The organism is Thauera carbonicopians (genome assembly GCF_025699485.1).
In the GTDB taxonomy this organism is placed as follows: domain Bacteria; phylum Pseudomonadota; class Gammaproteobacteria; order Burkholderiales; family Rhodocyclaceae; genus Thauera.
In genome coordinates this window covers 42237-64407 of the sequence record NZ_JANUXN010000018.1, presented here as the reverse complement: position 1 = coordinate 64407, position 22171 = coordinate 42237, and the positions used below count along the sequence as shown (strand labels likewise).

Genomic DNA, 22171 nt, shown 5'->3' with positions numbered 1-22171 from the left:
CTGCGGGGCAGGGCGTCGATGGTTTGCGGTTGCGAACGCTTACTTGGCGTTGACGAAGGCGCGGGCGGCGTCGAGCATGCGGCAGGAATAGCCCCACTCGTTGTCGTACCAGGCCAGCACCTTGACCAGCACCGAGCCGTCCTCGCCCTTGATGACGCGGGTCTGGGTGGCGTCGAAGGTGGAGGAGACGGTGGTGTGGTTGAAGTCGGAGGACACCAGCGGCTCGGTGTTGACCGCCAGGATGCTCTTCAGCGGGCCGTTGGCCGCGGCGGTCATCAGCTCGTTGATCTCTTCCTTGGTGGTGGCGCGCTCGGCGGTGAAGGTCAGATCGACCAGCGAGACGTTGATCGTCGGCACGCGCAGGGCGAAGCCATCGACCTTGCCGACCAGTTGAGGCAGCACCAGGCCGACGGCCTTGGCGGCGCCGGTCTTGGTCGGGATGATGTTTGCGGCGGCGGCGCGGGCACGGCGCAGGTCCTTGTGGCGGACGTCGACGGTGACCTGGTCGTTGGTGTAGGCGTGGATGGTGGTCATCAGGCCTTGCTTGATGCCGACGCTGTCGGCCAGGATCTTGGCGACCGGGGCCAGGCAGTTGGTGGTGCACGAAGCGTTGGAGACGACGGTCATGCCGGCCTTCAGCGCTTCTTCATTGACGCCCATGACGATGGTGGTGTCCACGTCGTCGCCGCCCGGCGCCGAGATCAGCACGCGCTTGGCACCCTGGTCGAGCAGCGCCTGGGCCTTGGCCTTGGTGGTGTAGGCGCCGGTGCATTCCAGCAGCACGTCGACGCCGTGGCTGCCCCAGTTGACGCCCTTGGGATCCTTGGTGGAGTAGAAGGGAATCTTCTTGCCGTCGATGATGATGATGTTCTCGCCTTCGGTGTCGACCGAGGTGGCGAAGCGGCCATGGGTGGTGTCGTACTTCAGCAGGTGGGCGTTGGTGGCCAGATCGCCGGAGGCGTTGATGGCGACCACTTCGAATTCGTTCTGCAGCCCCTGCTCGTAGATGGCGCGCAGCGTGCAGCGACCGATACGACCGAAACCGTTGATGGCGACCTTGATGCTCATCGATGCTTCTCCCTCTTCATGGATACACGAAACCGATTGCTCGCCTCAGGCGAGCACTTTCCTGACCGCGGCCACGACGGCCTCGGTGGTGATGCCGAAATACTTGAACAGCTCGCCGGCCGGCGCGGACTCGCCGAAGCGGTCGATGCCGACGACTTCGCCTTCCAGGCCGACATACTTGCGCCAGCCGTCGCTGACGCCGGCCTCGACCGCCACGCGCGGCAGGCCCTTGGGCAGCACGGCCGCCCTGTACGCTTCGTCCTGGCGGTCGAAGACGTTGGTGCTCGGCATCGACACGACGCGGACGGCGATGCCTGCCTCGGCCAGTTGCTGCCGGGCGGCCAGCGCCAGCGCGACTTCGGAGCCGGTGGCGAGGATGACGGCCCGGGCCGTGCCGTTCGCTTCGGCCAGCACGTAGCCGCCGCGGCGGATATCGGCCAGCTGTTCGGCGCTGCGGGTCTGGAAAGGCAGGTTCTGGCGCGAGAAGCACAGGCTGCTCGGGCCGCTCTTGCGTTCGATCGCGCAGGCCCAGGCGACGGCCGATTCGGTGCTGTCGCAGGGGCGCCAGACGTCCATGTTGGGGATCAGCCGCAGCGTGGCGATCTGCTCGACCGGCTGGTGGGTGGGGCCGTCCTCGCCGAGGCCGATCGAGTCGTGGGTGAACACGAAGATCTGGCGGATCTTCATCAGCGCAGCCATGCGCAGGGCGTTGCGCGCGTATTCGCTGAACATCAGGAAGGTGGCGGTGTAGGGGATCAGGCCGCCGTGCAGGCTGATGCCGTTGGCGATCGCGGCCATGCCGAATTCGCGCACGCCGTAATACACGTAATTGCCGCCGTTGGTCTTGCTCACGCCCTTGGCGCCCGACCACAGCGTGAGGTTGGAGCCGGCCAGGTCGGCCGAGCCGCCGAGCAGCTCGGGCAGCTTGGGCGCGTAGGCTTCGATGCTGTTCTGGCTGGCCTTGCGGGTGGCGATGGTTTCGGCCTTGTCGGTCACCTTGGCCAGCACGGCGGCGACGTGGGCATCCCAGTCGGCGGGCAACTCGCCGGCCATGCGGCGCTCGAACTCGGCGGCGAGTTCGGGGTGGGCGCTGCGGTAGGCGGCGAAGCGGGTGTTCCACTGGGCCTCGGCTTCGGCGCCCTCGGTGCGGGCGTCCCAGGCGGCATAGACCTCGGCCGGGATCTCGAACGGCGGGTGGGTCCAGCCGATGTGGGCGCGCGCGGCCTCGATTTCGGCGGCGCCGAGCGGGGCGCCGTGCACGTCGTGGCTGCCCTGCTTGTTGGGCGCACCGGCGCCGATCACGGTCTTGCAGCAGATCAGCGTGGGCTGGGCGAGGTTGGCCCTGGCCTGCTGGATGGCGGCTTCGATCTCGGCCGGGTCATGGCCTTGCACGTCGCGAATCACCTGCCAGCCGTAGGCTTCGAAGCGCTTGGGGGTGTCGTCGGTGAACCAGCCCTCGACGTGGCCGTCGATGGAGATGTTGTTGTCGTCGTAGAAGGCGATCAGCTTGCCCAGGCCCCAGGTGCCGGCGAGCGAGCAGGCTTCGTGCGAGATGCCTTCCATCAGGCAGCCGTCGCCGAGGAAGACATAGGTGTGGTGATCGACGATCTCGTGGCCGGGGCGGTTGAAGTCGGCAGCCAGCAGCTTTTCGGCCAGCGCCATGCCCACCGCGTTGGTGATGCCCTGGCCGAGCGGGCCGGTGGTGGTCTCGACGCCGGGCGCGTAGCCGTATTCGGGGTGGCCGGGGGTCTTGCTGTGCAGCTGGCGGAAACGCTTCAGCTCCTCGATCGGCAGGTCGTAGCCGGTGAGGTGCAGCAGCGCGTAGATCAGCATCGAGCCGTGGCCGTTGGACAGCACGAAGCGGTCGCGGTCGGCCCACTTCGGGTTGGCCGGGTTGTGCTTCAGGTGGTGGCGCCACAGCACTTCGGCGATCTCGGCCATGCCCATCGGCGCACCGGGGTGGCCGGAGTTGGCCTGTTGCACGGCGTCCATCGCGAGGGCGCGGATTGCGCCGGTGACAGGGTTGAAGACCGGAGGCTTGACGTTGCGGGTCGACTGCATGCTGTGTTCTCGGGCCGGAGGCCACCATCGGAAAAACCGCAATTATCCCTTAAAAGCCCTTGCCGATGCCAATGCCGCAATGGCGCATCGGCCTGTCCGGCGCACCGTTGCGCTGCTCATACCGATTGCCGGCGCCGCTCCATCAGCTTCCAGATCAGCGGCGTCAGGATCAACTGCATCGCCAGGTCGAGCTTGCCGCCCGGAATGACGATGGTGTTGGCGCGGCTCATGAAAGCGTTGGGGATCATGTTCAGCAGGTAGGGGAAGTCGACGCCGCGCGGATCCTTGAAGCGGATCACCACCATCGATTCGTCCTGCGTCGGTACGTCGCGGGCAATGAAGGGGTTCGAGGTATCGACGATCGGCACGCGCTGGAAGTTGATGTGGGTGCGGGCGAACTGCGGCACGATGTAATGCACGTAGTCGTGCATGCGGCGCAGGATGGTGTCCTGCACCGCGTCGGCCGAGTAGCCGCGGATCCGGGTGTCGCGGTGCAGCTTCTGGATCCATTCGAGGTTGATCGTCGGCACCACGCCGATCAGCAGGTCGACGTGGCGCGAGACATCGACATCGTCGGTGACGACCGCGCCGTGCAGGCCCTCGTAGAACAGGCAGTCGGTGCCGACCGGCAGGTCTTCCCATTCGGTGAAGGTGCCCATCGGCAGGTTCCAGCGCATGGCCTGCGCCTCGTTGTGGATGTAGTGCCGGCGCCGGCCGGTGGCGGCTTCGCCATAGGAGCGGAACAGGCTTTCCAGCTCGGCGAACAGGTTGGCTTCGGGGCCGAAATGGCTGATGCCGCGCTGTCCGGCACGTTCGGCCTCTTCGATCTGCTCCTTCATCTCCGCACGCGTGTAGCGGTGGAAGCTGTCGCCTTCGACGATCGCGGCGTTGACGTGCTCGCGGTGGAAGATCGCTTCGAAAGTGTGCTTGACCGTCGTCGTGCCGGCGCCGGATGAGCCGGTGACGGCGATGATCGGGTGTTTCATGGTCATGATGGTCTCCACGCCGCACCAGCTGGTGCCCGTGCTTTAGTATATTGCGGTGCAGCAAAACGGAACAGATCGCAGGCGCCCGGCGAGGAGGCGCCCGGACACCCTTTGCTCAGCTATGCCCTCGCCGCTTGCTGCTCAGCCGGGCGCCCCTGGCCAGGCGCCCATTGCTCAGGATCGCGCCTTCACCCATGCAGACCATTCGGTGAACAGGCTGGGATTGACGGCGGCGATGACGCCGCGCTTCAGCGCCGGGCCGGCCATCAGCGAGCCGCCGTCCAGCGCTTCGGCCACGCCGCCCGCTTCGGCCAGGATCAGCCTGCCGGCGGCGTAGTCCCACAGCATCTGGCCGCCATGCAGGTAGACGTCCAGCCGGCCGGCGGCGACGAAACACCATTCCAGCGCGCTGGAGCCGAAGTTGCGCTGCGAGTAATAGGGCGGACGCACCGCCAGTTCGTCGCCCAGGTGATGGCTGATGCGCTTGAAGTCGACGCCGGCCACCGCATCGCGCAGGCTGGACGCACCTTCGCGCAGCGGCAGTTCGGTGCCGTTGAGAAAGGCGCCGGCGCCGCGCGCGGCATAGAAGGATTCGTCGGTGATCGGGTTGTAGACCACGCCCAGCACCGGCTCGTGGTCGATCAGGTAGGCGATCGACACGGCGAACAGCGGAATGCCGTTGGCAAAGTTGGTCGTGCCGTCGATCGGGTCGATGCACCACAGGCCGCGCCCGCCTTCGTTCCACAGGTGGGCCTGTTCGGTGGCGGTCATTTCCTCGCCGAGCACCTCGCCGGCGAGGAATTTCGGCAAGGCTTCGCTGAAGCAGCGCTGCGAGGCCAGGTCGGCCTCGGTGAACAGCGAACCGTCCGGTTTGCGGTTGCGCGCCGACTTCAGGTAGCGGGGCAGAATTTCGTCGCGCGCGATGTCGCGCACCAGCGATTCGAGGGCTCTGGCACGGGCGAGGCGTTGGGCTGCGGTGGGCATGCGGGCTCCTGGCCGGTCGGCTGCTTGATGCGAGGCCTATAATCTTACGATGATTTCACGTTTCCATTTCCCGGCTCGTCTGCCCGATGGTGGCGAAGTTGCGCTGCCCGACGATCTCGCCCATCACGCGCTGCGCGTGCTGCGCCTGCGCGACGGCGAGCCGCTGGTGCTGTTCGACGGCGAAGGCGGCGAAGTCGAGGCCCGCCTGGTGGTGCGTGGCAAGGCCGGTTTTGCCGTGCTCGGCGAGCGGCGTCCGTTCGATCGCGAATCTCCCTTGCGTGTGGTGCTGGTGCAGGCGCTGGCGGCGGGCGACAAGATGGACTGGGTGGTGCAGAAGGCGGTGGAGCTGGGGGCGGCGGCGATCCAGCCGGTGCAGGCCGAGCGTTCGGTGCTGCGGCTGGCGGGCGAACGTGCGGACAAGCGGCGCGTCCACTGGCAGCAGGTGGCGGTGTCCGCCTGCGAGCAGAGCGGGCGCAACCGTATTCCGGAAGTGGCGCCGATCCGGCCGCTGCTGCAATGGCTCGCTGCCGTGCGTGGGCAGGCTGCCTGGGTGCTGGCGCCGGGGGGGAGCGACGGTTTGCCGGCGGGCGAGCGGCCGGAGGGGGACGTGCATGTGCTGGTCGGCCCCGAAGGCGGCTGGACCGAAGGCGAGCTTGCTGCCTGCGATGCGGCAGGCGTGCGGCGGGTGACGCTGGGACCGCGGGTGCTGCGGACCGAAACCGCGGGACTGGCGGCGCTGGCGGTACTGCAGGCGCGCTGGGGAGATTTCTGACTGGACCCATGCGGTGCTGCAAGGACGGGAGGATGGGATGTTCGAAACCGCGGAGCTCGGCCACAGGACCGACAAGGAAGAGTACGAGACCGCCGTGCCGCCGCTGCGCATGGCCTTGCTCGATGCCCAGTACGAAATCCTCGAGCTGAAGCAGTTCGCCGTCGTCGTGCTGATCAACGGCATCGACGGCGCGGGCAAGGGCGAGACCATGAACCTGCTCGACGAGTGGATGGATTCGCGCCACATCGAAGGCTGGGCCTTCGACCAGCCGACCGCCGAGGAGAGCGAGCGTCCGTTCATGTGGCGTTTCTGGCGGGCGCTGCCGCCGCGCGGCAAGATCGGCGTGATGTTCAACAACTGGTATTCGCAGCCGATCCGCGACCGGGTCGGGCGCATCGGCAGCAAGGCCCGCTTCGAGCAGCGCCTCGGCGAGATCCGCCGTTTCGAGGACATGCTGACGCAGGAAGGCGTGCTGCTGGTCAAGTTCTGGTTCCACCTGCCGAAGAGCGGGCAGAAGAAGCGCCTGCGCGAACTGGAAAAGGATCCGCGCACGCGCTGGCGCGTCACCGAGCGCGACTGGCATTTCTACCGGCAGTACGCGCGCTATCGCGACGTCGCCGCACGCGCGCTGCGCCAGACCAGTACCGGCAATGCGCCGTGGATGATCGTCGATGGCAGCGATCCGCGCTTCCGTGCGCTGTTCGTCGGCCGCACGCTGCTCGCGGCGTTGCAGAAGCGCCTCGAGGCCGCCTGCCGCAAGCACGCGCCGCGCCAGCTGGCACCGCCGCTGCCGCCGTTCATCGACCGGCGCAACCTGCTCGACAGCCTGGTGCTGCGCCGGGAAATGGGCAAGAAGGAATACGAAGAGGCACTCGAAAATCTCCAGGGCCGGCTGGCGCTGCTGACGCGCGAGGCGGCGTTCCGCAGCAGGCATGCGCTGGCGCTCGTGTTCGAAGGCGTGGACGCCGCCGGCAAGGGCGGTGCCATCCGCCGTGTCACCGCGGCGCTGGACATCCGCCAGTACAGCGTGGTGCCGGTTTCGGCGCCGACCGAGGAGGAGTGCGCGCAGCCCTATCTGTGGCGCTTCTGGCGCCACCTGCCGGCGCGCGGCAAGACCGTCGTGTTCGACCGTTCGTGGTACGGCCGGGTGCTGGTCGAGCGGGTCGAGGGCTTCTGCTCGGAAGCCGACTGGATGCGGGCCTACGCCGAGATCAACGACTTCGAGGACCAACTCGCCGACGCCGGCATCATCGTGATCAAGTTCTGGCTGGCGATCGGCAAGGATGAACAGCTGGCGCGTTTCGAAGCGCGCGAGGCCGAGCCGCACAAACGCTTCAAGATCACCGCGGAAGACTGGCGCAATCGCGAGAAGTGGGACGACTACGTCCGTGCCGTGTGCGACATGGTCGATCGCACCAGTACCGAGCGCGCGCCCTGGATCTTGGTCGAGGCGGAGAACAAATATTTTGCCCGGATCAAGGTTCTGCGCACGATTTGTGAGCGCATCGAAGCGGAGCTGGCCTGATTTGGGCGTGGCGATGTCGCCGCGCGCACGCATCCGCTAGAATCCCGCCATCCGAAATTCCGTCGGTTCGGTGGCTTCGCATGCCGCTGGTCCGGCTTCTGCCGCGGTGACTGCGTGAACGCTGAAACGACCTCTGCCGTACCGGTGCCCGACGACCCCACTTCCCAGTTCGTCGCCTGGGTGCGTGGCGCTGCGCCTTACATCCACGCCTTTCGCGGCAAAACTTTCGTCGTCGGCTTCGGCGGCGAAGTGGCGGCGGGCGATCGCGCGCAGCGCCTGGCCTACGACTGCAACCTGCTCGCCGCGCTCGGCATCCGCCTGGTGCTGGTGCATGGGGCGCGGCCGCAGATCGATGTCGAGCTGGCCCGCCGCGGCCTGGAGCCGCGTTTCCACCACGGCCTGCGGGTGACCGATGCCGAGGCGCTGGAGTGCGTGAAGGCAGCGATGGCGGTGACCCGCTTCGAAGTCGAGGCGCTGCTGTCGCAGGGGCTGCCGAACACGCCGATGGCGGGCAGCTACATGCGCGTGACCGGCGGCAACTTCATCACCGCGCGTCCCGTCGGCGTCGTCGATGGCGTCGATTACCAATACACCGGCGCGGTGCGCAAGATCGTCGCCGAGGAGATCAACGCCGACCTCGACCAGCACAACGTGGTCCTGATCACGCCGCTCGGCGTCTCGCCCGCGGGGGAAATCTTCAACCTGGCGATGGAAGAGGTCGCCGAAGCGGTGGCGGTGGCGGTGAAGGCCGAAAAGCTCATCTACCTGTGCGATGCGCCTGGGCTGCTGGATGCCGACGGCGGCCTGGTCGAATCGGTGACCGCGGACGAGGCGCAAGCCAGGCTCGCGAGCGGGGACGGCCTGACCGAGGACCTGGGGCTGTTCCTGCCGTGTGCGATCCGCGCGGTGCGCCGCGGCGTGGCGCGCTGCCACCTGATCGATCACGACAAGGACGGCGGGCTGCTGCTCGAGTTCTTCACCCACGCCGGCGTCGGCACCGTGGTGTCGCGCGACCCCTTGTTCCGCCTGCGCGAGGCGACGGTCGACGACGTCGCCGCGCTCGTCTCGCTGATCACGCCGATGGAGGCCGACGGCACGCTGGTGCGCCGCGGCCGCGAGCTGCTCGAACAGGAAATCGAGCGTTTCACCGTGGTCGAGCACGATGGCGTGCTGGTGGGCTGCGCGGCGCTGTACCCGTTCTCGGAGGACAATGCCGCCGAACTCGCCTGTCTCGCGGTGACGCCGGAATATCGCCGCGCCGGGCTGGGCGACCAGTTGCTGAAGCGCATCGAGCGCCGTGCCCGCGTGCAGCGGCTCGAGCGGCTGTTCGTGCTGACGACGCGCACCGCGCACTGGTTCCGCGAACGGGGCTTCAGCGAGATCGGCCCCGAAGCCCTGCCGCGCAAGAAGCGTGAGCTGTACAACCTGCAGCGGCGCTCGAAGGTATTCGTGAAGCTCCTATGATCCTCTGGCCCAGACGTGCGATGCGGCGGCAGGCCGATGTCGAACTGGCGCTTCTGCGGCAGGTGGCGGAGGGTGTCCACGGCATCGAGGCGGTGTTCGACCGCGACCTGCGCCTGCTGTGGATCAGCCCCTCGATCGAGCGCGTCACCGGGCTGGAGCCGCGGGAGTGCATGGAGGCCGAGGACGCGCTGGATCTGCTCGTACACGAGTCGGACCGCAGCTACTGCCGCCGCATGCTGACGCAGATGGTGGTGGACGGCGTGGCGCAGGATTTCGAGCTGCGGCTCAGGCGGCGGGACGGCGAAGCGGCCTGGGTCGCCTCCCACTGGCGGGCGATGCCGGATGCCGCGCCGGGGCTGGCCGCCCTGCGGTTGTCGGCCGAGGACATCCAGTCGCGCAAGGAAACCGAGTACAAGCTGCTCGAAACGGTCACCGAGCTTCGCCGCGCCCAGGCGCTGCGCGAGCACTACCTGCTGCGCAGCAACGACGAGCGCCAGCGCCTCGCCGCGCTGCTGAACCTGATCCGGCTGGGCATCCTGTTCATGGACCAGGAGCGGCGGGTGTTGTACTACAACCGGGCGATGCTCGAAATCTGGGGCTATCCGGAGGATACGCACCTGATCGGCATGCGCGAGAGCACGCTGCAGAACAAGGCCGCGTCGCTGCTGGAAGATGCCCAGGCCTATTTCGCCCACATCGCCGAGGTGCTGGACGCCAAGCAGCCGATGAGCGACGAGTACGAATTCCGTTTCGCCGATGGACGTGTGATCACCGACCGTTCGGCGGTGGTGGCCGGGGCGGGCAAGGATCAGCGCATCGGCCGGGTCTGGATCTATGAGGACGTGACCGAGGCCCGGCGCATCTCGGCACAGCTGATCTCGATGGCGGAGCGCGACCCGCTGACCAACATCTTCAACCGGCGCCGTTTCCACGAGGAGCTGGAGCGCATGCTGGCCGACGCCGCGCGGCGCGGTACCTCGGTCGGCTTGCTCGGCATCGATCTCGACGGCTTCAAGCCGATCAACGACGCCTTCGGCCACCAAGCGGGCGACGAAGTGCTGGTGAAGCTCGTCGAGCGGGTCGGCAGCGTGGTGCGCCGCAATGAAATGTTCTTCCGTGTCGGTGGCGACGAGTTCTCCATCCTGGTGCCCGATGCCGGGGCTTCGGCCCTGTCGGAGCTGGCCAATCGCCTGTGCGAGTCGATCGGCAATCTGGTGTTCGAGTTCGATGGACACAAGACGGGCGTCACCGCAAGCATCGGCATCGCCCTGTTTCCCGAGCATGGCCGTGACGAGGAAAGCCTGATGGCGGCCGCCGACGAGGCGATGTACCGCTCGAAGGCAGAAGGGCGCAATCGTTGGAGCCTGTCGGCGAGAGGCGGGGGTGAATCCGCTAGAATGCCGGCTTCGAGCTCCGATGAACCCGTTAGCAGAGAGGATTGAACATGGCTCGCATGGTGAATTGCGTGAAACTCGGCCGTGAGGCGGAAGGGCTGGATTTCCCGCCGGTGCCGGGCGCGCTGGGCAAGCGCATCTTCGACAACGTGTCGAAGGAAGCGTGGCAGCAATGGGTCAAGTACCAGACCATGCTGATCAACGAGAACCGTCTGAACCTGATGGATGCGCGCGCGCGCAAGTATCTGGCCGAGCAGATGGAAAAGCACTTCTTCGAAGGCGGCGCGGACCAGGTGAGCGGCTATGTGCCGCCCGCGCAGTGACGCAGCTCTCCTGTAGGCTTTAGCCGCGAAAGCAGTGTTTTGGGGGCAGCAAAGCCGCATTCGTGGCTAGGCGCCCCCGACTCGGTGCTCCCGGCTGGGCGCCCCCGACCAGAGCCGTTCCCGGCGGGACGGTGGCCGATGGGCCGGGCCGCGTGGCCGGCGCGCAGCGAAACTCATCGAGTGCAGCGAAGCGGCACATACGAAAAAGGATGGCCTGGCCATCCTTTTTTATTGTCGAGCAGCCTTTCGGCTACTCAGTTGCCGCTGCGCAGCGCCTCTTCCGACTTGCTGTAGCGCACGTCCTCGCCCTGGGCCAGGAAGACCACGTACTCGGCGATGTTCATCGCATGGTCGCCGATGCGCTCGATCGCCTTGGCGTTGAACAGCAGTTCGAGGCTGCTGGTGATCGTGCGCGGATCTTCCATCATGTAGGTGATCAACTGGCGCATGATCGCCTTGAAGCTGGCATCGACTTCGGCGTCCTCGCGCTCGATGCGCGGCGCCGCGGAGGCGTCGGCACGGGCAAAGGCGTCGAGCGCCGAGTGCAGCATCGCCAGCGCAGCCTGGGCCGAAGGCGACAGGTCGATGCGGGGGGCGAAGCTCAATTCGGCCGAATGCAGGCGCTTGGCCGACTTGGCGATCTTCTTGGCTTCGTCGCCGATGCGCTCGAGATCGGCCACCGACCTGATCACCGTCATCACCAGGCGCATGTCCGTTGCGGTCGGCTGGCGCAGGGCGACGATGTGGTTGCAGGCGTCGTCGAGCTGCTTCTGCATCAGGTTGATGCGCTGGTCGCCTTCGATGACCTGATTGAGAAGGGTGAGGTTGCCGGTGCGCAGGCCTTCGAGTGCGTTCGCGGCCTGCGCTTCGACCAGCCCGCCCATGCGCAGCACGCCGCTGCGGATTTCTTCCAGTTCGCTGCTGAACTGTTTGTAGGTGTGTCCAGTCATCTTCGCCATGTTCCTGTCGATGGAAGCACGCAGGCTAGCACCGCAAGGTTAAGGTTTTGTTGCATGTCACACGGCGATCGAGCGTCGCCTCAGCTGCGCTGCAGGCGCTCCACGCCGGTGCTGCCGGCCAGCAGCAGCAGATCGGCGCCGCGGGCGGCGAACAGGCCGTTGGTGACCACGCCGACGATCTGGTTGATGCGCTGCTCGGTACCGACCGGATCGTCGATCGCCAGGCCATGGGCGTCGAGGATCAGGTTGCCGTTGTCGGTGACGAAGCCTTCGCGCAGGCGCGGCTCCCCGCCCAGGCGGGCGAGTTCGCAGGCGACGTGGCGGCGCGCCATCGGGATCACCTCGACCGGCAGCGGGAAGCGGCCCAGTGTCTGCACGCGCTTGCTGGCGTCGCAGATGCAGATGAAGCGCCGGGCGACCGCGGCGACGATCTTTTCGCGCGTCAGCGCGCCGCCGCCGCCCTTGATCATGGCGAAGCCGCCGTCGATCTCGTCGGCACCGTCGACATAGACCGGAATGCTGTCGATGTCGTTGAGATCGAACACCGGGATGCCGTGGGCGGCGAGCCGCTTGGAGCTGGCTTCGGAGCTGGAGACCGCGCCGCGGATGCGCTCGCGCATGCCGGCGAGGCCGTCGATGAAGTGGTTCACCGTCGAGCCGGTGCCGACGCCGACGATGCTGCCGTCCTCGATGTAGTCGAGTGCGGCGAGGGCGGCGGTTTTCTTGAGTTCGTCCTGGGTCATGTTCGTTTCCCGGTCCTCAGACCAGGCCGTGGAAAGGTTGGATGAAGACGGTGTCGCCGGCCTGCACCGAAGTGCAGTCTTCCGGCAGCACGATGAGGCAGTCGGCCTCGGACATCGAGCGCAGCACGCCCGAGCCCTGGGCGCCGGCCAGCGTGACGCCGGGTTCGGTGCCGTCCCGCAGCAGACGTCCGCGCAGGTATTCGACGCGGCCTGCCGGCTTGCGCAGGGCGAAGTCGGCGCGGACGGCGAAACGTTCGGCCGGCGGCAGCGGCGTCACGCCCATCAGGCTCAGCAGGGCATCCTGGACGAACTGGTAGAAGCTCACCATCGTCGCCACCGGGTTGCCGGGCAGGCCGAACAGCACGGCATCGCCGATGCGGCCGAAGGCCATCGGCCGCCCGGGCTTGATCGCCAGCTTCCAGAACGAAACCTCACCCATGCGCGCCATCAGCTCGCGGATGAAGTCGGCGTCGCCGACCGAGACGCCGCCGCTGGTGATGACGACATCGGCGGTGCCGGCCGCTTCGGCGAAAGCGGCTTCGAGCGCGGCGGGCCGGTCGGGCACGATGCCCATGTCGAGCAGCTCGCAGCCCAGCCGCGCCAGTGCGCCGGACAGGGTGTGGCGGTTGCTGTCGTAGATCGCGCCGGGTGCCAGCGGCTGGCCGATCGAGGCCAGTTCGTCGCCGGTCGAGAAGAAAGCGACGCGCAGGCGGCGGCGCACCACGACCTCGCCGATGCCGAGCGAGGCGATCAGCCCGAGTTCGGCAGGGCCGCAGCGTCTGCCGGCGGCCAGGGCGACGCTGCCGGCAGCGAGATCCTCGCCGGCGCGCCGCAGGTTGCGGCCTTTCTGCTGGCCGGCGGGGATGAAGATCCTGTCGTCTTCGCGGCGGACGATTTCCTGCATCACGACCGTGTCGGCGCCGTCCGGGATGACCGCGCCGGTCATGATCCGCACTGCCTCGCCCGCGCCGAGGCAGGCAGCAAAGGGATGGCCGGCAAGGGCGCTGCCGACCACGGCCAGCATGGTTTCGCTGCCGGCCCTCAGGTCTTCGGCGCGCACCGCGTAGCCGTCCATCGCCGAGTTGTCGTGCATCGGCACGTCGAGCGGGGCGATCACGTCCTGCGCCAGCACGCGCCCGAGGGCGGCATGCAGCTCGACGCGTTCGCTGCCGGTGACCGGGGACAGGCCGTCGAGGATCAGCCGGCGCGCGTCGGCGGCCTTCAGGGGGTCCTGTGCCGTGCTGCTGGGGGATGGATGGTTCATCTGCTGCGTGCTAGTGAAACCGGAAGTTGCCGGGGCGGGCCGGCACAGCCGCCATTTTCACACAAGGGTGGGCACATGAAAAAAGGGGTGGATCGCTCCACCCCTTTTCTGTCCGCACGACGGCCGGCAGCGCTCAGCGCAGGCCGGCGGCGAAGTCCGAGACGGCCTTCATTTCGGCGTCGGTCATCTTCAGCGCGATCATGCGCATCATGCGGTTCGGGTCGTTCTCGCGGCCGCCGTCGCGGAAGGCCTTGAGCTGGGCTTCGGTGTAGTCGGCGAACTGGCCGGCGATGCGCGGATATTGCGCCGGCAGGCCGGCACCGGCGGGACCGTGACAGGCGGCACAGGCGGGAACGCCCTTGGCGGCGATGCCGCCGCGCCAGATGCTCTGGCCGAGTTCGATGGTGTCGAGGCTCTTCGCCGGCTCGGGTTGCAGCTCGAAGGAGGCGAAGTACTTGGCCAGCGCGCGCATGTCGGCTTCTTCGAGGCTGTCGACCATTGCCGTCATGACCGCGTTTTCGCGTGCCGGGGGCTCGCCGTTCCAGCCCTTGAACTCGCGCAGCTGCTTGTAGAGGTAGTCCTCATGCTGCCCTGCGATCTTCGGGTTGGCCGACAACTGGCTGTTGCCATCCGTGCTGTGACAGGCGGCGCAGAGTGTTTCGACAGTCTGTTTTGCCTTGGCGAGGTCCGGAGCCTGTTCCTGGGCCTGCAGGCCGCCGGCGACAAGCAACAGGGACGAGAGCAGCAGGGAACGCTTGGTCATGATGTCCTCGGAAAGCCGTGAGTGATTGTTTCAAACGCGGTATTCTATAACAGGAAACCCGCCTTGCGCGACGCGATGTGGGCTTTGTGGCGCATCCGCCCGGTCTTTCCCCTTCTTTTTTTCATGCCCATCTTCCGCAACGCACAATTCGAGATATCCATCGCCAAGCCGTCCGGCCTGCCGCCGCCTTCCGGGGCGGAAATCGCCTTCGCCGGGCGCTCCAACGCGGGCAAGTCGAGCGCGATCAACACGCTGGCCGGACATGTCCGGCTGGCTTTCGTGTCGAAGACGCCGGGGCGCACCCAGTTGATCAACTTCTTCCGCCTCAACAGCGGTGCGCTGCTGGTCGACCTGCCGGGCTACGGCTATGCCGCGGTTCCCGAGAAGATCCGGCGCGAGTGGCAGGGCCTGATCGAGCACTATCTGCGCAAGCGGGAAAGCCTGATCGGCCTGGTGCTGATCATGGATTCGCGCCATCCCTTGACGCCGCTCGACCGCCAGATGATCGACTGGTTCGCACCGTCGGGGCGGCCGATGCACGTCCTGCTGACCAAGAGCGACAAGCTGTCGCGCGGCGCCGCCAGCGCGGCGCTGCAGGACGTGCGGCGCCAGCTCGCGCCGCTGGGACCGCAGGTGACGGTCCAGCTCTTCTCCAGCCTGAAGAAGACGGGCGTCGAGGATGCCGAACGCGTCATCGGCGGCTGGCTCGGCCTCGCCGGGGCGGATGCCGGGCAGGAAGCTCCGTCCGCGGATCGGGCGGAGGAGGGGCAAATAAAAACCCCCGACCAGGGGAGTAGCCGGGGGTGAAAAACGCCCCGCTGGCGCGAGGCACCCGCTCAGGGAGGTGAAGCGGGAGACATGGCAGCACGCGAGCGCGCCGCCGTCTGCTTGATAAGATAAGACACTTTGCCCGGAAGTTCCGCTGCCAATGCGTTACTTCATGTGTTTCCGGCGTGCGCCGACACGCCGGCCCGGGCCGTTTCGAAACCGACAAGCGAGATCCACAGATGCGACCGACCGGAGCCTTCCCTTCCACCCGCATGCGCCGCATGCGCCGTGACGATTTTTCCCGTCGCCTGATGCGCGAGAACGTGCTGACAGCCAACGACCTGATCTATCCGGTGTTCGTGCATGACAAGCCCGGCCGCGAGGCGGTTGCGGCGATGCCCGGCGTGGAGCGGCTGTCGATCGACGAACTGCTGAAGGTGGCCGAGCAGGCGCTCGAGCTCGGCGTGCCGGCGGTCGATCTCTTCGGTGTCCCCGATCCGGCGGCAAAGACCGCGGACGGCGCCGCAGCCTGGGACGAGGACGGCATCGTCCAGCGCGCGATCCGTGCGCTGAAGGCGCGCTTCCCCGAGCTGGGCGTCATCACCGACATCGCCCTCGACCCCTACACCACCCACGGCCAGGACGGTCTGCCCGACGACAGCGGCTACATCCTTAACGACGAAACCGTCGATGCGCTGGTCAGGCAGTCGCTGTCGCATGCCGCGGCGGGCGCCGACGTGGTGTCGCCCAGCGACATGATGGACGGCCGCATCGGCACCATCCGCGCCGCGCTCGAGGATGCCGGCTTCATCCATACCCGCATCCTCGCCTACAGCGCCAAGTACGCCAGCAGCTTCTACGGCCCCTTCCGCAGCGCGGTCGGCTCGGCGGGCAACCTGGGCAAGGGCAACAAGTATTCCTACCAGATGGATCCGGCGAACAGCGACGAGGCCTTGCGCGAAGTGGCGCTCGACATCGCCGAAGGGGCGGACATGTTCATGGTCAAGCCCGGCCTGCCCTATCTCGACATCGTGCGCCGCGTGAAGCACGAACTCCAGGTGCCGACCTACGCCTACCAGGTCAGCGGCGAGTACGCGATGCTGAAGGCGGCCGCGGCCAACGGCTGGCTCGACGACCGGGCCTGCGCACTGGAAGCCTTGCTGTCGTTCAAGCGTGCCGGTGCCGATGGCATCCTGACCTATTACGCGCTGGAAGCCGCACGCTGGCTGAAGGCCGGCGCGTGATCGTGCCGGGCGCTCCGGCCTTGCCCGCAGTGGGGCTGCGGACGATGCGGAGCAGCGATCTCGATGCCGTGCTCCGCATCCAGCGCGAAGCCTATGGCGACGCCTACCAGGAGTCCGCCGAGGTGCTCGCACGCAAGCTGAGCCTCGCGCCCGAAGCCTGCTGGCTGGCCGAGCGCGGCGGTGAGGCGTTCGGTTATGTCTTCGCCCATCCGTGGCAGGCCGGCGTACCGCAGCTGCATGCGCTGATCGACCGCCTGCCAGGGCAGGCGGACCACGGTTTTCTGCACGATCTCGCGGTGTCGCCGCGCGCCCGCGGCATGGGCGTGGGCCGTGCCCTGTTCGGCACGGTTCGAGCCTGGTCGGAGCAGGCCGGGCACCGCGCCTTGACCCTGGTGGCGCTGGCCGATGCGGCGGCCTACTGGCGCGGATTCGGCTTCGTGCCGCAGGCCCTGAGCCTGCCCGACGGTTACGGTGCCGGTGCGGTGTTCATGCGGCGCAGCCTTGCCGCAGCGGGCTAGTAGGCGTTCGGTCGTCCGCCGAGCAGCCGGCCGTATTGGCGGCGAAGGTCGAGGATGGAGGCCAGCTTCATATCCACATAGGCCGGCGTGCGCAGGTTGCGGCTCACCAGCACGGTGCGCATTCCCAGCCGTTTCGCGGTGCGCAGGTTGACGGCCGAATCTTCCAGCATCACGCAGCGGGCTGGGTCCAGGCGCCGCGAGGACAGCAGCTTGCGGTAGCCGCGGATGCCGGGCTTGGGGTGGTATTCCAGGTCCTCGATGGCGATCACGTCCTCGAACAGCTCGTGGATGCCCATCAGCCCCAGCACGGCCAGGGCGTAGTGGCGCGGTGCGTTCGAGAACACGAAGCGACGGCCCGGCAGCTTGCGCAGCATGCCGCGCAGCGCGCGGTCGAACACCATCATCTCGTGCAGGCGATCGAAGCGATGGGTCTCGATCAGGAAGTGCGCCGGGTCGGTGCCGTGATGGCGCATCATGCCGAGCAGGGTGGCGCCGTAGCGGCGCCAGTAGTTCATCCGCAGGGCATTGGCGTCCTCGGGGGACAGCGACAGGTGCTGTTCGAGATAAGCCGTCATGCTGCGGTTGATGTGCGGAAAGATGTGCGGGCTGGCGTTGTGCAGCGTGTTGTCGAGGTCGAACAGCCAGACGGTACGGTTGGGCATGGCGACGTCGGTTCAGCGCGGCGTGGGCCGGGGCTGGAAGCGGACGACGCTGCGGCCGTCCTCGGTGGTCTTCGGCGCGGCTTTCCAGGCATGGCCCTGGATGATCTCGAAGGTGGCGGGCAGCCGTCCGTCCCGGCGCAGGGCTTCGTAGGCGGCGCGCGCCTGTGCCCAGCCGCTGCGGCCGGACAGGCCGCGCGGGCGGCCGACGGCGGCATTGGCGGCGCCGCTGGCGCGCAGGTCGGACAGCAGGCCGTCGAGTTCGGCATAGGTCAGCGTCAGCATCTCCATGTCCATCACCGGGTCGGCGAAGCCGGCCTTGACGAGGGCGTCGCCGAGGTCGTGCATGTCGATGAAGCGGTGCACGCGTTCGCCCGCCGTGCGGGGCAGGGCGTCGCGCAGTTCGCGCAGCGAATCTGGGCCGAGGGTGGAAAACATCAGCAGGCCGCCGACTTCCAGCGCGCGGTGGATCTCCTGCAAGGCCGGCAGCGGATCGTCCAGCGCCGGCAGCATCAGGTTGGACCACACCAGGCCGAGGCTGCCGCGGGCGAAGGGCAGGCGGCGGGCGTCGGCGACGGCGTGGGGCAGGGGCACAGCCTTGCCGCCGAGCAGGCGGCGCAGCAAGCCGGGAGCGGGGGCGCCGTCGCGCAGGCGCTGGCCGGCGCGGGCCAGCATCGGCACGGCGAAATCGGCTGCCAGCACGCAGGCCTGAGGGAAGCGCTGCACCAGGCGGGGCAGGTCGGCGCCGGTGCCGCAGCCGAGGTCGAGCACGCGCTTCGGCTCGATGCGGATGTAGTCGAGGCGCTCGTCCATCCGGCGGGCGATTTCGCGCGCCAGGACGTCGGCGCCGTCGGCCGTCGCCGCGGCGCGGGCGAAGCGGCGGCGCAGCAGGCCGTGGTCGAGCGCGAAATTCGCGTCGCTGTCGCCCGTTTCGCTCATCGCGCGCTCCGCGGGCGAGCAAGGCCCGCGGCCTTGCCGTCGTGAGCGGTGGCCGTGTCGCGTCGGTGCGCTACACGGTCGGCTTTGATCGAAGTCATTGTCATTTCCGGCGCCGGGGGCTGTAATGGCGAACCCCGAATGTTCTGCCATTGATCAAAATCTTGTCAAACCGAACTCGAGACCTGCGCCGCCTGCTGGCCCGCGTGCTGGACGTGCTGATGCCGCAGGACTGCCTCGTCTGCGGCGAGGCGGCGCAGGCGTGCGGCGTGTGCACCGCCTGCCTGGCCGAAATGCCGCGGCGGTCGCCCAGTGCGTGCCCGGTCTGCGCCCTGCCGGGGCTGGATGGCGGGCCCTGCGGGCAATGCCTGCGTCAGCCGCCGGCCTACGATGCGACGCTGGCCTTGTTCGACTACGTGTTCCCGGTCGATGTGCTGGTTCTCGCGCTCAAGTATCGGCACCAGTTGAGCGTGGCCACTTTCCTCGCGGCCGAACTGCGCGTGCTCGGCGAGCAGATCACGACCGATACCGACGTCATTCTTCCGATGCCCTTGCATGCGCGCAGGCTGGCCGAACGTGGCTTCAACCAGGCGGTGGAGCTTGCGCGTCCGCTGGCCCGTGAGCAGGCCTTGCCGATGGAACTGGCCTGCGTGCGCAAGCTGCGCGACACGCCGCCGCAGGCTTCGCTGAGCCGCGAAGAGCGCCTGCTGAGCCCGGCCGGTGCCTTCCGCTGCGATCGTGCACTGGATGGCCTGCATGTACTGGTGGTCGATGACGTGATGACCACGGGGGCGACGCTGGACGAACTGGCGCGCTGCCTGAAGGCGCAGGGCGCGGCGCGGGTCACGAATCTGGTCGTTGCCCGCACGCCGGCACCGGCCTGAGCTACAGTGCCGGCTTCGCGCGCAAGGCGCTGTCCGCCACTTCCGTCCCGATGTTCGAGATCGTCCTCTACCAGCCCGAGATTCCGCCCAACACCGGCAACATCATTCGCCTCGCCGCCAATAGCGGCAGCCGCCTCCATCTGATCGAGCCGCTGGGTTTCGACCTGTCCGACAAGCAACTGGCGCGCGCGGGGCTGGACTATCACGATCTGACCTGCGTCACCGTGCATCCGGATTGGGCGCAGTGCCGTGCGGCGCTGGAGGGGAGGCGCTTCTTCGCGTTGTCGACCCGGGGTGTGCGGCGGCACGACGCTGTGGCTTACCGCGAAGGCGACGTGTTCGTGTTCGGGCCGGAGAGCCGCGGCCTGCCGGCGGAACTGCTGGCAGGTTTCGAGCCCGAGGCGCGCATCCGCATTCCGATGCGGCCGACCAACCGCAGCGTCAATCTGTCGAATGCGGTGGCGGTGGTGGTCTATGAGGCCTGGCGCCAGCATGGCTTTGCCGGCGCTGCCCAGGCGGAGCCGCCTCACGCAGGGCCGCTTTAAGCGGGGCGCTGCAGGCGGGGTTGTCTCGGGCTGGGCGCTCTATTCGTGGCGCGGGTCGCGTGCCAACAGTTTCTCGACTGCGGTTCGTGCATCGAGGCCGTGATGCAGCAGCGCATCGACCGCTTCGCAGATCGGCATTTCGACCCCATGGCGCCGGGCCAGGCCGACGACTTCGCGCGCGGTGGAGACGCCTTCGGCAACGTGGCCGAGGTCGCGCAGGATGTCGGCCAGCGTGCTGCCCTTGGCGAGCTCCAGGCCGACGCGGCGGTTGCGCGAGAGGTTGCCGGTGCAGGTCAGGATCAGGTCGCCCATGCCGGTCAGGCCCATCAGCGTTTCGCTGTTGCCGCCCAGCGCGGCGGCGAGGCGGGAGATTTCGGCCAGGCCGCGGGTGATCAGCGCGGCGCGGGCATTGAGGCCGAAGCCCATGCCGTCCGACACGCCGGCGGCGATGGCCATGACGTTCTTGACCGCACCGCCGACCTCGCAGCCGACGACATCGGTATTGGCGTAGATGCGCAGGCGCGGCTGGTGCAGGGTCGCCACCCAGTGATGGGCGAAGGCCGCATCGGCGGCGGCGAGGGTGATCGCGGTCGGCAGGCCGCGCGCGACTTCGGCGGCGAAGCTGGGGCCGGTCAGCACGCCGCTGGTGGCCGCGTCGCCGAGCTCTTCGGTGACGATTTCATGCGGCAGCCGCCCGCTTCCGGCTTCGAGCCCCTTGCAGGCCCACAGCAGCGGCGTGCCGGGCTGCAGGCGGTGGAGGGCGCGCGCGGTGTCCCGCAAGCCGGCCAGCGGCGTGACAACCAGGTGGAGATCGGCGCCTTGTGCCGCACGGGAGAAATCGGCTTCGAAGCGCAGTGTGTCGCTGAGGCGGATGTCCGGCAGATAGCGGCGGTTCTCGTGCGTCAGGGCGAGTGCCCGCAGGTGTTCCGCGTCCCGTCCCCACAGGCATACCTCATGGGCGGCACTGAAGGCCTGGGCCAGCGCAGTGCCCCATGCGCCCGCGCCGAAAACGGCGATGCGGTGGCGGCAGGGCTGCGTGTCGGCGGTCACAGTCCCCAGACCTCGTTGATGCGGATGTAGCCTTCCTCGCCGTCCCGATGGCGTACCTTGGCCCAGCCGAGCGAGGGCGGCTCGACCAGGTCGAGCACGACGTTGCGCACCGCTTCGAAGCTGGGTGCCGCGTCGTCGCGGGCTTCACGCCGGATGACGGCGCGGTCCGCGGCGACGAGCACGGTGCGGCGGTTGGAGAGCACGCGGCTTTCCAGCCAGTTCAGGGAGCCGCCGGGCTCGCGCACCTTGACCCACTTGTCGAGCCTGACGACGACTTCGACCGGGGTGCCGGAGCGCAGGATGAAAAGGCGCTTGCCCTGCTCCGAAGGGGTGTCGTACAGGATTGCCTGCTCGGTCAGCGAGCGGAATTCGATCGCCTGCGCCAGCGCCGGCCCCGCCACCACGCCGGCGAGTACGGCGAGCATCGTGATCAGGCGGGGCAGGATGGGGCGGCGCAGGGATGTCATGGCGGCAGGCCTCGTCACTGGATCGGCGTTTCGCCCTGCTGCGCGGCGGCCTGCTGGCGCTGCGACTGGTACAGCGCCTCGAAGTTGACCGGCGACAGCAGCACGGGCTGGAAGCCGGCGCGGGTGACGGCGTCCGACACGGCTTCGCGGGCATAGGGGAAGAGGATGTTGGGGCAGCCGATCATCATCACCGGTTCGAGGTCGGCTTCGGGCACGTTGCGGATCTGGAAGATGCCGGCCTGGGCCACTTCCACCAGGAACAGCGTGCGGTCTTCGCCGATGGTGGCGGAGACGGTGACGGTCAGCGTGATCTCGAAGACGCCGTCGTCGATGTTCTTGCCTTCGGTGCGGAGCTGGACATTGACTTTCGGCGCCTCGCGTTCGAGGTAGATCTGCGGTGCACCCGGCACTTCGACCGACAGGTCCTTGACGTACAGTTTTTCGATCGAGAAGACGGGTTGGGTGTTTTCAGACATGGGATGGGTATCCGGTGAGTGAGGATTGGACTGCGGGAAGGAAGGCTCAGGCGGGTTCGCCGCGCAGCATCGGTTCGAGCTTGCCGGCGCGGTCGAGCGCCATCAGGTCGTCACAGCCGCCGACATGGTAGCCGCCAATGAAGATCTGCGGAACCGTGCGCCGCCCGGTTTCCTCGATCATGCGCCCGCGCTGGGCGGGATCGAGATCGGTGCGGATCTTGTCGATCTGCGTCACGCCCTTGCTGCGCAGCAGCTGTTCGGCGCGGATGCAGTAGGGGCAGGTCGCCGTGGCGTACATGCGGATCGCGGCGGGCATGC

General features: G+C 67.9%; 24 protein-coding genes. 10 read left to right on the top strand and 14 right to left on the bottom strand.

The features are described from left to right. Positions 1-39: 39 nt before the first annotated feature. The 4 genes from gap to NX068_RS17670 all read right to left on the bottom strand — a co-directional run bounded on the left by gap (position 40) and on the right by NX068_RS17670 (position 5099). Complete coding sequence (gene gap / locus NX068_RS17685; protein WP_263462580.1) at positions 40-1068, bottom strand: type I glyceraldehyde-3-phosphate dehydrogenase; 1029 nt, start codon at positions 1066-1068, stop codon at positions 40-42. 45 nt (positions 1069-1113) lie between these two features. Further along, positions 1114-3129, bottom strand: coding sequence for a transketolase (tkt, locus tag NX068_RS17680; RefSeq protein ID WP_263462579.1), 2016 nt, complete (start codon positions 3127-3129; stop codon positions 1114-1116). A 116-nt stretch (positions 3130-3245) separates the two neighbouring features. Beyond that, positions 3246-4121: a phosphoribulokinase gene (locus NX068_RS17675; RefSeq protein WP_263462578.1), complete on the bottom strand. Its 876-nt coding sequence runs from the start codon at positions 4119-4121 to the stop codon at positions 3246-3248. A gap of 168 nt (positions 4122-4289) precedes the next feature. Continuing rightward, positions 4290-5099, bottom strand: coding sequence for an inositol monophosphatase family protein (locus NX068_RS17670; RefSeq protein WP_263462577.1), 810 nt, complete (start codon positions 5097-5099; stop codon positions 4290-4292). 49 nt (positions 5100-5148) lie between these two features. Here NX068_RS17670 and NX068_RS17665 point away from each other — a divergent pair, with 49 nt between their 5' ends. From NX068_RS17665 to NX068_RS17645, 5 genes are all read left to right on the top strand, one after another. Next, on the top strand, positions 5149-5871 hold the full coding sequence (locus tag NX068_RS17665) for a 16S rRNA (uracil(1498)-N(3))-methyltransferase (protein ID WP_263462576.1): 723 nt from the start codon (positions 5149-5151) through the stop codon (positions 5869-5871). 37 nt (positions 5872-5908) lie between these two features. Continuing rightward, positions 5909-7396, top strand: coding sequence for a polyphosphate:AMP phosphotransferase (pap, locus tag NX068_RS17660; RefSeq protein WP_263462575.1), 1488 nt, complete (start codon positions 5909-5911; stop codon positions 7394-7396). A gap of 114 nt (positions 7397-7510) precedes the next feature. Beyond that, a complete protein-coding gene (gene argA, locus NX068_RS17655) occupies positions 7511-8860 on the top strand; it encodes an amino-acid N-acetyltransferase (RefSeq protein ID WP_263462574.1) in 1350 nt (449 codons plus the stop codon). After that, complete coding sequence (locus NX068_RS17650) at positions 8857-10302, top strand: diguanylate cyclase domain-containing protein (RefSeq protein ID WP_263462573.1); 1446 nt, start codon at positions 8857-8859, stop codon at positions 10300-10302. Before argA ends, NX068_RS17650 begins: the two co-directional genes overlap by 4 nt. A 2-nt stretch (positions 10303-10304) precedes the next feature. After that, positions 10305-10577 (top strand): oxidative damage protection protein, encoded by a 273-nt coding sequence (locus NX068_RS17645; protein WP_068635574.1) that lies wholly within the window; start codon positions 10305-10307, stop codon positions 10575-10577. A gap of 254 nt (positions 10578-10831) precedes the next feature. On the opposite strand, the gene phoU is transcribed toward NX068_RS17645, so the two are convergent. The 4 genes from phoU to NX068_RS17625 form a co-directional block, all read right to left on the bottom strand. Continuing rightward, entirely contained in the window at positions 10832-11527 is a 696-nt protein-coding gene (gene phoU / locus NX068_RS17640; protein ID WP_263462572.1) for a phosphate signaling complex protein PhoU, read from the bottom strand. Between the two features lie 89 nt (positions 11528-11616). Beyond that, positions 11617-12279: a ribose-5-phosphate isomerase RpiA gene (rpiA, locus tag NX068_RS17635; RefSeq protein ID WP_263462571.1), complete on the bottom strand. Its 663-nt coding sequence runs from the start codon at positions 12277-12279 to the stop codon at positions 11617-11619. A 16-nt stretch (positions 12280-12295) separates the two neighbouring features. After that, positions 12296-13543 (bottom strand): molybdopterin molybdotransferase MoeA, encoded by a 1248-nt coding sequence (gene moeA, locus NX068_RS17630; protein ID WP_263462570.1) that lies wholly within the window; start codon positions 13541-13543, stop codon positions 12296-12298. A gap of 133 nt (positions 13544-13676) precedes the next feature. Continuing rightward, positions 13677-14306: a c-type cytochrome gene (locus NX068_RS17625; protein ID WP_263462569.1), complete on the bottom strand. Its 630-nt coding sequence runs from the start codon at positions 14304-14306 to the stop codon at positions 13677-13679. A gap of 123 nt (positions 14307-14429) precedes the next feature. Between NX068_RS17625 and yihA the strand changes: the two genes are divergently transcribed. From yihA to NX068_RS17610, 3 genes are all read left to right on the top strand, one after another. Then, on the top strand, positions 14430-15113 hold the full coding sequence (gene yihA / locus NX068_RS17620) for a ribosome biogenesis GTP-binding protein YihA/YsxC (protein WP_263462601.1): 684 nt from the start codon (positions 14430-14432) through the stop codon (positions 15111-15113). Between the two features lie 200 nt (positions 15114-15313). Beyond that, positions 15314-16318 (top strand): porphobilinogen synthase, encoded by a 1005-nt coding sequence (gene hemB, locus NX068_RS17615; RefSeq protein WP_263462568.1) that lies wholly within the window; start codon positions 15314-15316, stop codon positions 16316-16318. Beyond that, the gene (locus NX068_RS17610; protein WP_327084836.1) at positions 16315-16836 is read left to right on the top strand and encodes a GNAT family N-acetyltransferase; all 522 of its coding nucleotides are present in this window, start codon (positions 16315-16317) and stop codon (positions 16834-16836) included. The genes hemB and NX068_RS17610 overlap by 4 nt, the downstream gene beginning before the upstream one ends. Here NX068_RS17610 and NX068_RS17605 read toward each other — a convergent pair. Continuing rightward, positions 16833-17498: a pyrimidine 5'-nucleotidase gene (locus tag NX068_RS17605; protein ID WP_263462567.1), complete on the bottom strand. Its 666-nt coding sequence runs from the start codon at positions 17496-17498 to the stop codon at positions 16833-16835. The two genes, NX068_RS17610 and NX068_RS17605, sit on opposite strands and share 4 nt — an antisense overlap. A gap of 12 nt (positions 17499-17510) precedes the next feature. Next, entirely contained in the window at positions 17511-18434 is a 924-nt protein-coding gene (locus tag NX068_RS17600; protein WP_263462566.1) for a methyltransferase domain-containing protein, read from the bottom strand. Positions 18435-18595: 161 nt separating this feature from the next. On the opposite strand from NX068_RS17600, the gene NX068_RS17595 reads away from it, so the two are divergent. Next, entirely contained in the window at positions 18596-19315 is a 720-nt protein-coding gene (locus NX068_RS17595) for a ComF family protein (protein ID WP_263462565.1), read from the top strand. A 50-nt stretch (positions 19316-19365) separates the two neighbouring features. Next, positions 19366-19860, top strand: coding sequence for a tRNA (cytidine(34)-2'-O)-methyltransferase (locus tag NX068_RS17590; protein ID WP_263462564.1), 495 nt, complete (start codon positions 19366-19368; stop codon positions 19858-19860). 39 nt (positions 19861-19899) lie between these two features. On the opposite strand, the gene NX068_RS17585 is transcribed toward NX068_RS17590, so the two are convergent. Genes NX068_RS17585 through grxC form a run of 4 tightly spaced genes read right to left on the bottom strand, consistent with a single transcriptional unit; the run spans position 19900 to position 22169 of the window. Further along, complete coding sequence (locus NX068_RS17585; RefSeq protein WP_263462563.1) at positions 19900-20910, bottom strand: NAD(P)H-dependent glycerol-3-phosphate dehydrogenase; 1011 nt, start codon at positions 20908-20910, stop codon at positions 19900-19902. After that, on the bottom strand, positions 20907-21377 hold the full coding sequence (locus tag NX068_RS17580; RefSeq protein WP_263462562.1) for an SH3 domain-containing protein: 471 nt from the start codon (positions 21375-21377) through the stop codon (positions 20907-20909). The genes NX068_RS17585 and NX068_RS17580 overlap by 4 nt, the downstream gene beginning before the upstream one ends. Positions 21378-21391: 14 nt before the next feature. Next, complete coding sequence (secB, locus tag NX068_RS17575) at positions 21392-21853, bottom strand: protein-export chaperone SecB (RefSeq protein ID WP_263462561.1); 462 nt, start codon at positions 21851-21853, stop codon at positions 21392-21394. A gap of 46 nt (positions 21854-21899) precedes the next feature. Next, positions 21900-22169: a glutaredoxin 3 gene (gene grxC, locus NX068_RS17570; RefSeq protein ID WP_263462560.1), complete on the bottom strand. Its 270-nt coding sequence runs from the start codon at positions 22167-22169 to the stop codon at positions 21900-21902. Between the last annotated feature and the right edge of the window lie 2 nt (positions 22170-22171).

What these genes read in the sequence shown, in the direction of transcription:
- gap (WP_263462580.1), bottom strand. Translation starts at nt 1,068, where the DNA reads ATGAGCATCAAGGTCGCCATCAACGGTTTCGGTCGTATCGGTCGCTGC.
- tkt (WP_263462579.1), bottom strand. Translation starts at nt 3,129, where the DNA reads ATGCAGTCGACCCGCAACGTCAAGCCTCCGGTCTTCAACCCTGTCACC.
- NX068_RS17675 (WP_263462578.1), bottom strand. Translation starts at nt 4,121, where the DNA reads ATGACCATGAAACACCCGATCATCGCCGTCACCGGCTCATCCGGCGCC.
- NX068_RS17670 (WP_263462577.1), bottom strand. Translation starts at nt 5,099, where the DNA reads ATGCCCACCGCAGCCCAACGCCTCGCCCGTGCCAGAGCCCTCGAATCG.
- NX068_RS17665 (WP_263462576.1), top strand. Translation starts at nt 5,149, where the DNA reads ATGATTTCACGTTTCCATTTCCCGGCTCGTCTGCCCGATGGTGGCGAA.
- pap (WP_263462575.1), top strand. Translation starts at nt 5,909, where the DNA reads ATGTTCGAAACCGCGGAGCTCGGCCACAGGACCGACAAGGAAGAGTAC.
- NX068_RS17650 (WP_263462573.1), top strand. Translation starts at nt 8,857, where the DNA reads ATGATCCTCTGGCCCAGACGTGCGATGCGGCGGCAGGCCGATGTCGAA.
- NX068_RS17645 (WP_068635574.1), top strand. Translation starts at nt 10,305, where the DNA reads ATGGCTCGCATGGTGAATTGCGTGAAACTCGGCCGTGAGGCGGAAGGG.
- phoU (WP_263462572.1), bottom strand. Translation starts at nt 11,527, where the DNA reads ATGACTGGACACACCTACAAACAGTTCAGCAGCGAACTGGAAGAAATC.
- rpiA (WP_263462571.1), bottom strand. Translation starts at nt 12,279, where the DNA reads ATGACCCAGGACGAACTCAAGAAAACCGCCGCCCTCGCCGCACTCGAC.
- moeA (WP_263462570.1), bottom strand. Translation starts at nt 13,543, where the DNA reads ATGAACCATCCATCCCCCAGCAGCACGGCACAGGACCCCCTGAAGGCC.
- NX068_RS17625 (WP_263462569.1), bottom strand. Translation starts at nt 14,306, where the DNA reads ATGACCAAGCGTTCCCTGCTGCTCTCGTCCCTGTTGCTTGTCGCCGGC.
- yihA (WP_263462601.1), top strand. Translation starts at nt 14,430, where the DNA reads ATGCCCATCTTCCGCAACGCACAATTCGAGATATCCATCGCCAAGCCG.
- hemB (WP_263462568.1), top strand. Translation starts at nt 15,314, where the DNA reads ATGCGACCGACCGGAGCCTTCCCTTCCACCCGCATGCGCCGCATGCGC.
- NX068_RS17605 (WP_263462567.1), bottom strand. Translation starts at nt 17,498, where the DNA reads ATGCCCAACCGTACCGTCTGGCTGTTCGACCTCGACAACACGCTGCAC.
- NX068_RS17600 (WP_263462566.1), bottom strand. Translation starts at nt 18,434, where the DNA reads ATGAGCGAAACGGGCGACAGCGACGCGAATTTCGCGCTCGACCACGGC.
- NX068_RS17590 (WP_263462564.1), top strand. Translation starts at nt 19,366, where the DNA reads ATGTTCGAGATCGTCCTCTACCAGCCCGAGATTCCGCCCAACACCGGC.
- NX068_RS17580 (WP_263462562.1), bottom strand. Translation starts at nt 21,377, where the DNA reads ATGACATCCCTGCGCCGCCCCATCCTGCCCCGCCTGATCACGATGCTC.
- secB (WP_263462561.1), bottom strand. Translation starts at nt 21,853, where the DNA reads ATGTCTGAAAACACCCAACCCGTCTTCTCGATCGAAAAACTGTACGTC.
- grxC (WP_263462560.1), bottom strand. Translation starts at nt 22,169, where the DNA reads ATGCCCGCCGCGATCCGCATGTACGCCACGGCGACCTGCCCCTACTGC.